The sequence below is a fragment of the Acinetobacter sp. ANC_7634 genome (genome assembly GCF_056779875.1).
In genome coordinates, this window is record NZ_JBWYIT010000010.1 from 22,167 (window position 1) to 34,426 (window position 12,260).

13 protein-coding genes are annotated in these 12,260 nt (G+C 39.5%); 7 read left to right on the plus strand and 6 right to left on the minus strand.

Going from position 1 to position 12,260, the window contains the following annotated elements:
* Nucleotides 1–46: 46 nt before the first annotated feature.
* On the plus strand, nt 47–1,162 hold the full coding sequence (dnaJ, locus tag AC1M9A_RS10795) for a molecular chaperone DnaJ (RefSeq protein ID WP_035268804.1): 1,116 nt from the start codon (nt 47–49) through the stop codon (nt 1,160–1,162).
* Nucleotides 1,163–1,411: 249 nt separating this feature from the next.
* Here dnaJ and AC1M9A_RS10800 read toward each other — a convergent pair whose 3' ends face one another.
* The 3 genes from AC1M9A_RS10800 to ubiG are packed head-to-tail and all read right to left on the minus strand — an operon-like array spanning nt 1,412 to nt 3,582.
* Nucleotides 1,412–2,158 carry a YciK family oxidoreductase gene (locus AC1M9A_RS10800; RefSeq protein WP_035268812.1) on the minus strand — a complete coding sequence of 249 codons (747 nt, stop codon included), beginning with the start codon at nt 2,156–2,158 and terminating at the stop codon, nt 1,412–1,414.
* A gap of 24 nt (nt 2,159–2,182) precedes the next feature.
* Entirely contained in the window at nt 2,183–2,869 is a 687-nt protein-coding gene (locus tag AC1M9A_RS10805; RefSeq protein WP_481610182.1) for an HAD family hydrolase, read from the minus strand.
* Nucleotides 2,866–3,582 (minus strand): bifunctional 2-polyprenyl-6-hydroxyphenol methylase/3-demethylubiquinol 3-O-methyltransferase UbiG, encoded by a 717-nt coding sequence (gene ubiG / locus AC1M9A_RS10810; RefSeq protein ID WP_035268814.1) that lies wholly within the window; start codon nt 3,580–3,582, stop codon nt 2,866–2,868. The genes AC1M9A_RS10805 and ubiG overlap by 4 nt, the downstream gene beginning before the upstream one ends.
* Before the next feature lie 182 nt (nt 3,583–3,764).
* Here ubiG and AC1M9A_RS10815 point away from each other — a divergent pair, with 182 nt between their 5' ends.
* Nucleotides 3,765–4,382: a thiol:disulfide interchange protein DsbA/DsbL gene (locus tag AC1M9A_RS10815; RefSeq protein WP_180000355.1), complete on the plus strand. Its 618-nt coding sequence runs from the start codon at nt 3,765–3,767 to the stop codon at nt 4,380–4,382.
* 28 nt (nt 4,383–4,410) lie between these two features.
* Here AC1M9A_RS10815 and AC1M9A_RS10820 read toward each other — a convergent pair whose 3' ends face one another.
* A complete protein-coding gene (locus AC1M9A_RS10820; protein WP_481596476.1) occupies nt 4,411–5,055 on the minus strand; it encodes a TetR family transcriptional regulator in 645 nt (214 codons plus the stop codon).
* A 176-nt stretch (nt 5,056–5,231) separates the two neighbouring features.
* Here AC1M9A_RS10820 and AC1M9A_RS10825 point away from each other — a divergent pair, with 176 nt between their 5' ends.
* Together AC1M9A_RS10825 and AC1M9A_RS10830 are read left to right on the plus strand one after the other, a co-directional pair.
* The gene (locus AC1M9A_RS10825) at nt 5,232–6,254 is read left to right on the plus strand and encodes a flavin reductase family protein (RefSeq protein ID WP_481610183.1); all 1,023 of its coding nucleotides are present in this window, start codon (nt 5,232–5,234) and stop codon (nt 6,252–6,254) included.
* A gap of 33 nt (nt 6,255–6,287) precedes the next feature.
* Nucleotides 6,288–7,430, plus strand: a complete 1,143-nt coding sequence (locus AC1M9A_RS10830) for a fatty acid desaturase family protein (protein ID WP_481610184.1) — start codon at nt 6,288–6,290, stop codon at nt 7,428–7,430.
* Nucleotides 7,431–7,445: 15 nt separating this feature from the next.
* On the opposite strand, the gene AC1M9A_RS10835 is transcribed toward AC1M9A_RS10830, so the two are convergent.
* Together AC1M9A_RS10835 and AC1M9A_RS10840 are read right to left on the minus strand one after the other, a co-directional pair.
* On the minus strand, nt 7,446–7,685 hold the full coding sequence (locus AC1M9A_RS10835) for a transposase (RefSeq protein ID WP_481610185.1): 240 nt from the start codon (nt 7,683–7,685) through the stop codon (nt 7,446–7,448).
* Nucleotides 7,633–8,028 carry a transposase family protein gene (locus AC1M9A_RS10840; RefSeq protein WP_481610186.1) on the minus strand — a complete coding sequence of 132 codons (396 nt, stop codon included), beginning with the start codon at nt 8,026–8,028 and terminating at the stop codon, nt 7,633–7,635. Before AC1M9A_RS10840 ends, AC1M9A_RS10835 begins: the two co-directional genes overlap by 53 nt.
* A 142-nt stretch (nt 8,029–8,170) precedes the next feature.
* Here AC1M9A_RS10840 and AC1M9A_RS10845 point away from each other — a divergent pair, with 142 nt between their 5' ends.
* From AC1M9A_RS10845 to AC1M9A_RS10855, 3 genes are all read left to right on the plus strand, one after another.
* Nucleotides 8,171–8,749 carry a DJ-1/PfpI family protein gene (locus tag AC1M9A_RS10845; RefSeq protein WP_481610187.1) on the plus strand — a complete coding sequence of 193 codons (579 nt, stop codon included), beginning with the start codon at nt 8,171–8,173 and terminating at the stop codon, nt 8,747–8,749.
* Between the two features lie 204 nt (nt 8,750–8,953).
* A complete protein-coding gene (rph, locus tag AC1M9A_RS10850; protein WP_481592138.1) occupies nt 8,954–9,670 on the plus strand; it encodes a ribonuclease PH in 717 nt (238 codons plus the stop codon).
* A gap of 308 nt (nt 9,671–9,978) precedes the next feature.
* The gene (locus AC1M9A_RS10855) at nt 9,979–12,210 is read left to right on the plus strand and encodes a phosphocholine-specific phospholipase C (protein WP_481610188.1); all 2,232 of its coding nucleotides are present in this window, start codon (nt 9,979–9,981) and stop codon (nt 12,208–12,210) included.
* The last annotated feature ends 50 nt before the right edge of the window (nt 12,211–12,260 follow it).

Below are 12,260 nucleotides of genomic sequence, written 5' to 3' on the forward strand. Positions count from 1 at the left end.
TCCGCAGAGAAGTCATATCAAATTTTTTTGTGGAGCATCGCCAGACATGGCTAAACGTGATTATTATGAGGTTTTAGGGGTTTCTAAAACAGCTAGTGATGATGAAATTAAAAAAGCCTACCGTAAGTTGGCGATGAAATATCATCCAGACCGTAACCCTGATAATGCTGAAGCAGAAGAAAAATTCAAAGAAGCTGCTGAAGCGTATGAAGTTTTATCTGATAGTGAAAAACGCAGCATGTATGACCGCATGGGACATAATGCGTTTGAAGGCGGCTTCGGTGGCGGCGGCGGTGGTTTCGGTGGCGGTTTTAGCGCTGAAGACATTTTTAGTCAGTTTGGTGACATTTTCGGTGGTGCGTTTGGTGGCGGCGGTCGCCAACAGCGTCAAAGACGTGGTTCAGACTTACGTTATGTGCTTGAGCTCAGCTTAGAAGAAGCTGTACGTGGCGTAAAGAAAACAATCACTTTTACTGCGCCAGCACCATGTGAAGTGTGTGATGGTAAAGGTTCTAAAAACCCGAATGATGTTGAAACCTGTAAAACTTGTCACGGGGCTGGCCAGGTCCGTATGCAACAAGGTTTCTTCTCAGTTCAGCAAACGTGTAGCACTTGTCGCGGACAAGGTAAGATTATTAAAAATCCTTGTGGCACTTGTCATGGTTCAGGTGTTAAAGATCGTCAACAGACACTTGAAGTTACCATTCCTGCAGGCGTAGATAATGGCGATCGCGTTCGTTTAACTGGAAAAGGTGAAGCGATTCGTGATGGTCAATCAGGTGATCTATACGTAGAAGTTAATGTTCGTGAACATGAAATCTTCCAACGTGATGGCGCGGACTTGTATATGGATGTGCCGATTAGTATCGCTGATGCTGCATTGGGTAAAGAAATTGAGATTCCAACCCTTGATGGTCGTGTGAACTTGAAAGTACCTGAGGGAACACAAACAGGTAAAATGTTCCGTCTACGTGGCAAGGGTGTAAAACCAGTACGCACAAGTATGCAAGGTGATTTACTTTGCCGTATCGTGATTGAAACACCAGTCAACTTAACTGCACGTCAACGTGAACTTTTAAAAGAGTTACAAGAATCTTTAGATGGTGCGGACAGTAAATCTTCACCTAAAAAGAAATCATTCTTCGATCGTTTATTTGACTGATCAGAATGAAATAAAAGCCCGACATTATTGTCGGGTTTTTATTAAGTTATAAATACTTAAGACGCTTAAAGCAAAGTAAGTGATACTACCATTAGATAATTTCTTAGTTTATGGGTGTATTCAAAAAGTTGTTGAGACTTATTTGTTTAAGCTTTTAAAATCTAAAGGTAAATTTTTTAATAGGTTTTGTTAGAACTATAATTTAAAAAAAGAGGATCTGACGATCCTCATCATGTAATTTTGAAAAAACTAATCCTGAGCATCAATACTCTGACCATTCATCCCTATACTGTCTTCGCCCATTAAATATAAATAAGCTGGCATGATTTGTTCAGGCGTTGCCAATACTTTCGGATCTTCATCAGGATATGCTTTAGCACGCATAGCTGTTCGTGTTGCACCAGGATTAATGCAGTTATAACGGATATTTGGATAGACATTTTCTTTTGCAAAAATTTGACTGACCGCTTCAATGGCAATTTTTGAAACTGAGTATGCGCCCCATTTCGCACGTGCTTCACGACCGACACCTGAGCTTGCAAAAACAACAGAGGCATTTTGAGATTTTTCTAATAATGGAAGTAAATGTTGAGTAAGAACAAAAGGTGCTCTTAAATTTACAGCCATTACATCATCCCACACTTCAGCAGGGTAGTGGGCCAATTCAACGCGCTCACCTAAAATCCCAGCATTGTGCAAAATCCCATCTAAACGACCAAATTGTTGGTCAAGCGTTTCCACAAGACGTTCGTAATCATATGCTGTTGCAGTAGAAAGTTGCAGTGGCAAAATTGCAGGTTGAGGAGCACCTAAACTTTCAATTTCGTCATAGATCACTTCTAACTTGTTCAGCGTTCTACCATGAAGAACGACGGTCGCACCATGTAAAGCATAGCTCAACGCTGCTGCGCGTCCAATGCCATCACCTGCACCCGTAATTAAAATTACTTTATCTTTCAATAAATCTGGGCGAGGTTGATATTCTGAATATTTCATGTGCGACCTCCTTCATTGTTCTAATTAAGCTGTTTTTTGGTGAGATTCGATCAATTCGATTAAGTGTTGATGTAATTCTTGTACATCATTCACTATACAATCTGCCTGCCAAGAATCTAAGTCATCTTTGTGTTCTAATGGTAAATATCCGTAAGCAGCCAAAATCGTGTACATATTTGCGCCTCGACCTGCATCAATATCACGTGGATGATCACCAACATAAATGCATTGTTCAGCTGGAACATTAATTTGTTGAGCAGCGAGATACATTGGTTCTGGGTCAGGTTTAGTGTGCTTAACATCATCTGGGCATACGAGAACGGCACAACGTTCAGTTAAGTTTAAGGCTTGAAGTAGTGCCTCACTCAGCCAACGAGGTTTGTTTGTCACAATTCCCCATGGAATATCCCGTTGTTCCAAGTCCTCAATTAAAGGATACATTCCTGCAAAAAGGTCTGTATCCACAGCAATATCAGCACCATAGATATCTAGAAAGCGCTGACGATGTGCAAGGAAAATAGGATCATCAACCTGTAATTCAGGATAAACCAATTTCACCATCGCCCGAGCCCCCTCGGAGACCTGAGTTCGGATCAGGGCTGCATCTACGATCTCTCGACCTTCTTCACGACACATTGCTTGTATAATACGAATAAAATCCGCAGCAGTGTCAATTAAAGTACCATCTAGGTCGAAAAGTATGGCCTTCATTCATTCACCTCATTATGGGTGTAAACCATATAGTTCACATCGACATTTGGGGCTAACCAATAATGTTTAGTTAATGGGTTGTAATGTAAGCCTGTCATATCTTTAAGTTTTAAACCTGCGTTACGAATATCATGCGCTAATTCAGAAGGTTTAATAAATTTATGATAGTCATGAGTTCCTTTTTTCAAAAGACGTAACACATACTCTGCACCGATAATCGCAAATAAATATGATTTTGGATTACGGTTAATTGTGGAGAAGAATACATGACCGTTTGGTTTCACCAGTTTTTGGCATGCTTGAATGATTGACGCTGGATCTGGTACATGTTCCAACATTTCCATACAAGTTACGACATCGTATTGACCAGCTTGTTCTTCAGCCAATTGCTCAACTGGAATTTGACGATATTCGATATTGGTTACGTTTTCTTGTTCTGCATGCAGACGTGCGACATTTAATGGTGCTGCGCCCATATCGATACCGAGGACATCGGCACCACGGCGTGCCATACTTTCGGCCAAAATACCGCCGCCACAGCCCACATCTAGGACTTTTTTGCCACTAAGACCACCTGCATGTTCATCAATCCAATTCAATCGTAATGGATTGATTTGATGGAGAGGGCGAAACTCAGAGTGTTGATCCCACCATACTGCAGCAAGTGCTTCAAATTTAGCAATTTCTTGTGGGTCAACATTCAGTTGAGTCATTACAGCCACCTTAGCAAAGTTCGTTTTAATGGGTAGAATTTATATCAGATCTTAGTGTATCGCTAATTCCAAAAAAAGCGATAAATCTTGTAAAAAAGTTCACAGAATCAAAACGATTTTCTCATATTTGTTTTATAGTGAAACCATATGCTAATCAGAATGATTTAGAGGATAAAAACTTAATGAAAAAGGTGGTTTTTAGTGGCGTTGCCGCTGCGGTGCTGATGGCACTTTCAACAGGTGCAATGGCGAACTTTGTTGAAGGCAAAGATTATACGGTCGTGCAAAACCCAGGAAAGGTTGATGTCGCTGGTAAATTGGAAGTACGTGAGTTCTTTTGGTATGGCTGTGGTCATTGCTTTACTTTAGAACCTCATATGCAATCTTGGTTACGTAAAATTCCAAAAGATGTGAATTTTGTCCGTACACCTGCTGCAATGAACAAAGTATGGGAACAGAATGCACGTGGCTACTACGTTTCTGAAGCTCTTGGTGTTCGTAAACGTACCCATTTGCCTCTATTCCACGCGATCCATGACAAAGGTCAGCAGATTTTTGACCAAAAATCACAAGCACAATTCTTTACGAAGTATGGTATCCCAGAAGCGAAATTCAATAGTTTATATAATTCTTTCGCAATTACTGCCAAAGTCTCTCAAGCGAATAAATTAGCGCAACAATATCAATTGACGGGTGTGCCAGCTGTTGTAGTAAATGGGAAATATGTCGTACAAGGTGATAATGGCCGTGTGTTACAAGTGGTCGATTATCTATTGGATAAAGAGCGCAAAGCTAAATAATAGAAAACCCGCATTGAGCGGGTTTTTTTTATGCCTCAGTATTATTCCAATTCAAAATCCCTTTAAAGATTAATCGTATTTGGGTAATGGACTGTTTTTTGAGTACTAATTTTTGTAATTCAAGCTCCATACCTGAATATTGACGGCCCAAGCTAATCCAAGACATTGCCCATGTAAAACATAAATTAATTAAAATATTCGACAACATTTTTAGATCATCAGCTTGATGAAAATTTTGTACGATTTCGAATTTTTGTAGGTCATTGGCCAAATCAGAATTTAGAAACTCAATTTCACGAGCAATCGCACGTCTTACCACTTCAGACCCCCCCCAGCGCTCTGCGATCATAAAAATCCAAGGTTGGGTATTTAAATCGATGGCTTCAAAAAAAAGTTCCATGCTGGTTTCGGCTTTCGCATCAGGGTGGGCCAAACCTTGACCGAGCTGATGAAGTACGGTTTTCAAATATAACGCGACTTGATCCACCAACTCTTGGCCTAATTCATCCATATCTTGAAAATGTCGATAAAAGGCTGTTGGCACCAAACCAACCTCACGTGCAACTTCACGCAGACTAATACTGCTAAATGAACGGCCAGATGTGCTTAAGCGCAAAGCGGCATCCAGTAAAGCCTGACGACTTTGTTGTTTACGTTCATCGCGTATAGACATCTTAAAACCTGAGAAGTGAAGTCGAGATGAGTCTATCAAAAAAATATAAAAATTAAACGACGAATGTCAGTGAACATGTGTTGACTCAATTTCAAAATCAATATAGTGTACACTTGTTCACTATTAGAACACTTGTTCACTCAATTAAATTGAAATACAAAAGAGGAACGTTTGAGATGAGTAGTTATCTGTCATATCGTCCTGAATGGATTCGAGAAGATTTCGTCGATTTTATCGCTGAAAAAATACATCCAACTTTGGCTTGGAAAAAAGTCAAAGCATCGCTCGTGAGTCGTCAGGCACTTAGTCACGATTTCTATGAGATTCATTTATGTCCAAATCACAATTTCGATTTTCAACAGATTGAGGCAGGGCAAAGTGTTTTAGTGACAGTCGTAATTGCAGGCGTGCGTCTACAACGTAGTTATTCGATTGTGGAAATTTCTGCGACAGGTAATCTGGTGATTGCTGTCCGAGCTCAAGGAGTAGTGTCGAATTGTTTAAGTCAATTGGCGATAGGTTCTGTTGTGGAAATTTCTCAAGCGCAAGGTAAATTTACGCTTGAGCCGACTCAACAGCCAATTGTGTTATTGGCGTCGGGGAGTGGCATTACCGCCATTTATGCATTGCTTACGAAGGCTTTAAACACATTATCTGTACCTATCTATTTGATTTATTTCTGTCGAGATGACGCGTTCCACGTGAAACTACAACAGCTCGCTTCAAAACATGATCATTTTAATTATCACTATTTTAATACACGCCAACATAAACAATATCTGACATTGGCGTTGTTAGAGCAGTTAATGCCAAGTTTTAGGCAAGCACAGATTTATGCATGCGGTGCAACTTCGATGATGCAAGCTGTAAATCAAATTTGTCATGAAGAGGGGATCAGCAATCAGCTCAAACAAGAGTTTTTTCAAATCCGTGTAGATGAAGAAATTGAAAAACAATCTGTCACGTTTATCCGCAGTCAGAAATTGTTTGAAGCTCAAAAAAGTTTGTTGGTGAGTGCTGAAGAGGCTGGATTAAGACCCGCTCATGGATGCCGAATGGGTATTTGTAATGCATGTGTCTGTAACAAAGTGAGTGGCGCTACTAAAAATATGCTCACAGGTGAAATTGAACATGAGCCAAATCGACAAATTAAATTATGTATTAGTCAGGCAGTAAGCCCTGTTGTGATTAATTTGTAATTTAACGGTATCGTATAAGACTGGAGAAAAATAATGAATATGTCACTTAATACAACATGGCAATCAAAATCTAAACATCTGACCGCTGAGCAAACTGAAGCATTTGGACAACGCGTTGAGCAGATCCGACTCAGTATTATGAATAATTTGGGTGAACAAGATGCCAAATATATTTATAAGATTCGTAACTTTGTTCGCTATAGCGAGATTGGCTCACGTGCATTGCTGATGTTTGGTGGTTGGATTCCACCTGTTTGGTTGGTGGGTACAGGATTACTAGGTGTGTCCAAAATTGTTGAAAATATGGAACTTGGACATAATGTGATGCATGGTCAATTTGACTGGTTGAATGATCCTAGTTTAAACGGTGCGACATATGACTGGGATACCATCTCAACAGGCGATGACTGGAAATATACCCATAACTATGTACATCATACTTATACCAATATTGTGGGGATGGATCATGATGTAGGTTATGGCTTACTTCGTGTTTCAGCATCTCAACCGTGGGAACCAAGATTTTTGTTGAATATTCCATTAGCGATTCAATTGATGGTGTTTTTTGAATGGTATGTCGGTGTTCAAAACCTACACTTGGAAGACGCGCTTGTTTATAAAACCAAATCTTGGAACCAAGTGTGGAAAGATGCTGAAAAATTAAGAAAAAAAGTACGACGTCAGGTGGTGAAGGATTATATCTTTTTCCCGATTATCGCTGGTCCAAATGCGCTTCCTGTCTTCGTAGGAAATGCAGTTGCAAATGTAATTAGAAGTCTGTGGTCATCTGCAGTGATTTTTAATGGTCATTTTACTGAAGATGCAGAAACATTTGAGATGGATAATACCGAAAATGAAACGCGAGCAGAATGGTATTTACGTCAAATTCGAGGTTCAAGTAACTTTACGGGAACATCATGGCTGCATATTTTGAGTGGTAATTTGAGTCATCAAATCGAGCATCATTTATTCCCTGATATGCCTGCAAATCGCTATGCAGAAGCTGCGCCAAAAATTAAAGCATTATGTGAGGAATATGGCATTCACTATAATGAAGCTAACTTTATGAAACAATTCTGGAGCGTTTGGGTTCGTTTAGCTAAATGTTCTTTACCAAATGATAAGACAACTAAAATTTCTCAATCTATAAGAAAATTAAGAGGAATATTTGCCTGACTATCACTATTTAGTTTAATTCATGAAAGGCATGGAGCATTGATCTGCAAGAATAAAAGCACCTTTAGGAATCTGATACAGGTTGCGTTTGAAGAGCTCGAAATCATGTACTGCACCACGACTCGTGCATAAACTCAGAACTTGCTGTGTTCTATAATGGATAATGGCTTGTACTTTAAAAGTATGTGCCTTCTTCTTACCATCATAGCTTTTCTTCTGTTTTTTTAGGTCTTTGTATTGGAATTTCTGTGGCATCTACGATCACCACATTCCAGTCGATACCTTCGCCTTCAGGCAAATTATTGGGTAAATTAAATAGATTGGACTTGATCAGGCAATCCTCTAAGTGGCGGACGATTCTTGAAGCAGTAGGCTCTGATACACCATAACTCGTTGCGACATGAAACAATTTTCGATATTCACGCCAATAACTTAAGCACAGAAGGATTTGATCTTCTACACTTAACTTAGATGGTCTACCTTTAGCAGGTACAAGCATTTTTAGCTGTTCAGTCATTAAATCAAAGGTTGACCATGAGATGCCTGTATATCGCTTAAACTGTGTTTCAGAAAGCTTCTTTGAGTCGATGTATTTCATTCGCAATTTATGCATGAATATTTAAAATTATTCGGTACAAATAGTCAGCAAGGGATAGATCTTTTTTTGATTTATGAAAGAGATCTAGTATCTTATTTCTGAGTACTATTATTTCGAAAATTAAAAGTATAGATGTGAAAAAATGAATATTGGAATCTTATTATTTGATGAGGTTGAGGTCTTAGATTTTGCAGGGCCCTATGAAGTCTTTGCTATTACTACAGATAATCATAATAAAAAGCTTTTTAATGTGTTTACTGTGGCACAAAAACATGAAATTAAAGCAAGAAATGGTCTTGCAGTAAGAAGTGATTACCTCTTAGACAACTGTCCATCTATAGACATTCTCGTGATCCCTGGAGGATATGGTGCTGAAACAGTCGAGCTATATAATACTCATCTATTGAATTGGATAAAATTAAAACACGAAACGTCAAATATCACATTCTCTATTTGCACAGGAGCATTCATCTTAGCGGAGGCAGGGCTACTAGATGGGCTAAATGCTACTACTCATTGGATGGATATTTCACGTTTAGAGGCAGAATACCCTAAAATTACAGTTATGAAAGATGTTAGGTTTGTAGATGAAAATAAGATAATAACTTCTGCTGGGATATCATCAGGGATCAATGCTTCTCTATATATCGTATCTAAAGTAACGAATAGAGATGTTGCATTGAATACAGCAAGAAGAATGGAATTTGAAACTGACTTATAGATTTTCTAAAATTAAAATAAGACACCTTATGCGAAGTTGGATTAAATCGCTTTTTCTTTTGCTCTCAATGAGCTTTTAGGTATGACTTAATTCTTTCAAAATTTAAGTTTGTCAGATTTAAAACACGGACTTATAACAAAGTTAGATGCCATCAATCTGCTATAATGTGCCCAATCTTTTTTTAAGTAAAAATTAGGACGTATTATGCGTATTGACCAGCGTGCATTAGACCAGTTACGTGATGTTAAAATTACTCGAAACTATACACGTTATGCAGAAGGTTCAGTTTTAGTTGAATTTGGTCATACCAAAGTTCTTTGTACTGCCAGTGTTGATAATTCAGTACCGCGCTTCTTGAAAGGAAAAGGCCAAGGTTGGGTGACTGCTGAATATGGCATGTTGCCACGTTCAACCCATACACGCAGTGACCGTGAGGCAGCTCGTGGTAAACAAAGTGGACGTACTCAAGAAATTCAACGCTTAATCGGTCGTAGCTTACGTGCTATGGTGGATTTGAAGAAATTGGGTGAAAACACGATTACAATCGACTGTGATGTTATTCAAGCCGATGGTGGTACACGTACAGCGTCTATTACAGGTGCTGCGGTAGCCTTGATTGATGCTATGAATTCATTACTTGAGAAAAAGAAAATCAAACAAGATCCACTCAAAGGTTTGGTGGCTGCAATTTCTGTTGGTATCTATCAAGACGAAGTACTACTCGACTTATGTTATGAAGAAGATTCAAACTGCCAAACAGACTTGAATGTGGTGATGACTCAGGGGGGGGAGTTTATTGAAATTCAAGGTACTGCAGAAGATAAACCGTTCACGCGTACGCAATGTAACGCAATGCTTGAAATGGCTGAGAAAGGCATTCAAGAGTTAATTCAAAAGCAACAACAAGCACTAGGCTGGTAATTCGCATCTGATAGCATGCGTTAATTGCAAAAAAGCACCTTGATAGAGGTGCTTTTTTTATTTCATAGATTTGCAATTGAAGTTTCATTACAGCGTCACGAAAAAAGCGTATCACTGAGTTCGCATAAAACGAGAAGGATAACTACATGCGAGCTTATTTTTTTATACTCATCCTTACACCGAGTATTTTGTTAACAGCTTGTGGGGGAGATGATGATAACCAAACATCCAAACCGCAACCTTCAGATCCAAGCTGTGAAATCCACTGTGCTCCATAACCATAACAAGAATAAAAACAGGATAATTGTATGAACCGTCGTGACTTTATTTTAAATTCGACCAAGACATTATTGGGTGCATCTGCATTAGCGAGTTTTCCGTTGAGTATTCAAAAAGCTTTAGCAATTGATGCAAAAGTGGAAACTGGCACTATTCAAGATGTGAAACATGTGGTGATTTTGACTCAAGAAAATCGTTCTTTTGATAACTATTTTGGAACATTCAAAGGAGTACGTGGTTTTGGTGATCGATTCACCATTCCATTGAGTGGTAAAAGAGCGGTGTGGGAACAGTATGATGCCAACAAAAATAAAATTTTGCCTTATCACCTAGACAGTTCATTGGGCAATGCTCAACGTGTTTCGGGCACACCTCATTCATGGAAGGATGGTCAAGCCGCTTGGGATTGTGGGCGTATGGGCAATTGGGTGGAACATAAACAACCTCAATCCATGGGTTATTTTAAGAAACAAGAACTCGAGTTCCAGTTTGCGCTAGCAGAAGCATTTACTTTATGTGATGCCTACCATTGCGCTATGCACGCGGGAACTAATCCCAATCGTAAATTTATTTGGACAGGGACCAACGGGCCAACTGCTGCAGGTGTCGCGAGTGTAGTCAACGAGTTTGATAGTATTGGCTCATCAATGATCGGTTACGACTGGACCACGTATCCTGAACGATTACAGCAGGCTGGGATCAGTTGGAAGGTTTATCAAAATATGCCCGATAATTTTACGGATAATCCTTTGGCGGGATTTAAGCAATATCGCAAAGCCAATGAATTATCTGGTAAGCCAGTTAGCCATGCCAATATTTTGTCGCCTGAATATGATGAGCGTATTGATCAACGACAACCTCTCTATAAGGGTATTGCCAATACGATGCCTAAGGACGGAGGTTTATTAGGACAATTTAAACAAGATATCTTAGACGGTAAATTGCCACAGGTGAGCTGGGTGGTCGCACCAGCAGCGTATAGTGAACATCCGGGACCATCAAGTCCTGTTCAAGGCGCGTGGTACATTCAAGAACTGTTAAACACTTTAACGGCAGATCCAGAGTTATGGAGTCAGACGGTTTTACTGGTCAATTTTGATGAAAATGATGGTTTCTTTGATCATGTACCATCGCCATCTGCACCATCAAGAGAAATCAATGAAGCAGGTGATATCGTTAAAGTTCATGGTAAAACCACGTTATCAGAACAAGAGATATCATATGAATATTTCAATCACCCACGTGTATCAGGTTCGACAGCACAGCCTGAATTAAAATTTAAAAATGGTAAGAATGAAAACTTCTGGCATGGTGTGTATGGTCCAGGAGTACGTGTTCCAATGTATATCATTTCACCGTGGAGTCGTGGGGGATGGGTCAACTCTCAGGTATTTGATCATACTTCAATTATTCAATTTCTTGAGCAACGTTTTGGCGTGCAAGAGCCTAATATTAGCCCTTATCGTAGAGCAGTCTGTGGTGACCTTACGTCGGCGTTTGACTTTAAGACACCTAACTTTAATATTCTGCCAACACTCAATGGGCAAAGAACAAAACAAGAAGCTGACAATACGCGTCGTTCGCAAGAGCAACTCAGCAAGGTTCCAGTCCCAGCAAATCAACAATTTCCTGTGCAAGAATCTGGAATACGTCATTCTCGAGCATTACCTTATTTATTACATACCAGCGCGCGCGTACAGGTTGCAACCCGAAACATACAATTGATTTTCGCAAATGGTGGAGAACAAGGTGCGGTTTTCCATGTCTATGACAAACTAGATTTAAATGCCATTCCTCGACGTTTTATGGTGGAGGCAGGCAAACAGCTTGAGGATGTTTGGGAACTAGTAGATGATCAATATGATCTTTGGATACTTGGACCAAATGGTTATCATCGAGCATTCAAGGGAAATCTTCACCATCAAATTGAAAGAGATCATTTGCCAGAAATTCGAATTTGCTATGAAGCCTGTCAACCTAAAATAATTTTAAAAATACGGCATGATGGTGCTGAAGCTGTGGAGATGATGGTCAAGGACAATGCGTACTACAATCAAAAAATGTGGACTGTCAAAACTCAAGCGAATGAGGCTGAACTTCATCTCGATTTAACGGAGTCTTGGGGATGGTATGATTTTAATGTGGTAATTGCCCAACAGCAGGGAGAGCAGGCTTATGAACGTCGATTTGCTGGACGTATTGAAACAGGGCAGCATACATGTACCGATCCTATGATGGGATTATTGCAACCTAAATCTTAAACACGAAGTAAAAAAGCCGTGAATGTTCACGGCTTTTTTCACAATTGAAA

Coding starts and splice junctions, on each gene's coding strand:
- AC1M9A_RS10840 (WP_481610186.1), bottom strand. CDS start 8,028: ATGAAATACATCGACTCAAAGAAGCTTTCTGAAACACAGTTTAAGCGA.
- rph (WP_481592138.1), top strand. CDS start 8,954: ATGCGTATTGACCAGCGTGCATTAGACCAGTTACGTGATGTTAAAATT.
- AC1M9A_RS10845 (WP_481610187.1), top strand. CDS start 8,171: ATGAATATTGGAATCTTATTATTTGATGAGGTTGAGGTCTTAGATTTT.
- AC1M9A_RS10805 (WP_481610182.1), bottom strand. CDS start 2,869: ATGAAGGCCATACTTTTCGACCTAGATGGTACTTTAATTGACACTGCT.
- AC1M9A_RS10820 (WP_481596476.1), bottom strand. CDS start 5,055: ATGTCTATACGCGATGAACGTAAACAACAAAGTCGTCAGGCTTTACTG.
- AC1M9A_RS10830 (WP_481610184.1), top strand. CDS start 6,288: ATGAATATGTCACTTAATACAACATGGCAATCAAAATCTAAACATCTG.
- AC1M9A_RS10800 (WP_035268812.1), bottom strand. CDS start 2,158: ATGAAATATTCAGAATATCAACCTCGCCCAGATTTATTGAAAGATAAA.
- AC1M9A_RS10815 (WP_180000355.1), top strand. CDS start 3,765: ATGAAAAAGGTGGTTTTTAGTGGCGTTGCCGCTGCGGTGCTGATGGCA.
- ubiG (WP_035268814.1), bottom strand. CDS start 3,582: ATGACTCAACTGAATGTTGACCCACAAGAAATTGCTAAATTTGAAGCA.
- AC1M9A_RS10825 (WP_481610183.1), top strand. CDS start 5,232: ATGAGTAGTTATCTGTCATATCGTCCTGAATGGATTCGAGAAGATTTC.
- AC1M9A_RS10835 (WP_481610185.1), bottom strand. CDS start 7,685: ATGCCACAGAAATTCCAATACAAAGACCTAAAAAAACAGAAGAAAAGC.
- dnaJ (WP_035268804.1), top strand. CDS start 47: ATGGCTAAACGTGATTATTATGAGGTTTTAGGGGTTTCTAAAACAGCT.
- AC1M9A_RS10855 (WP_481610188.1), top strand. CDS start 9,979: ATGAACCGTCGTGACTTTATTTTAAATTCGACCAAGACATTATTGGGT.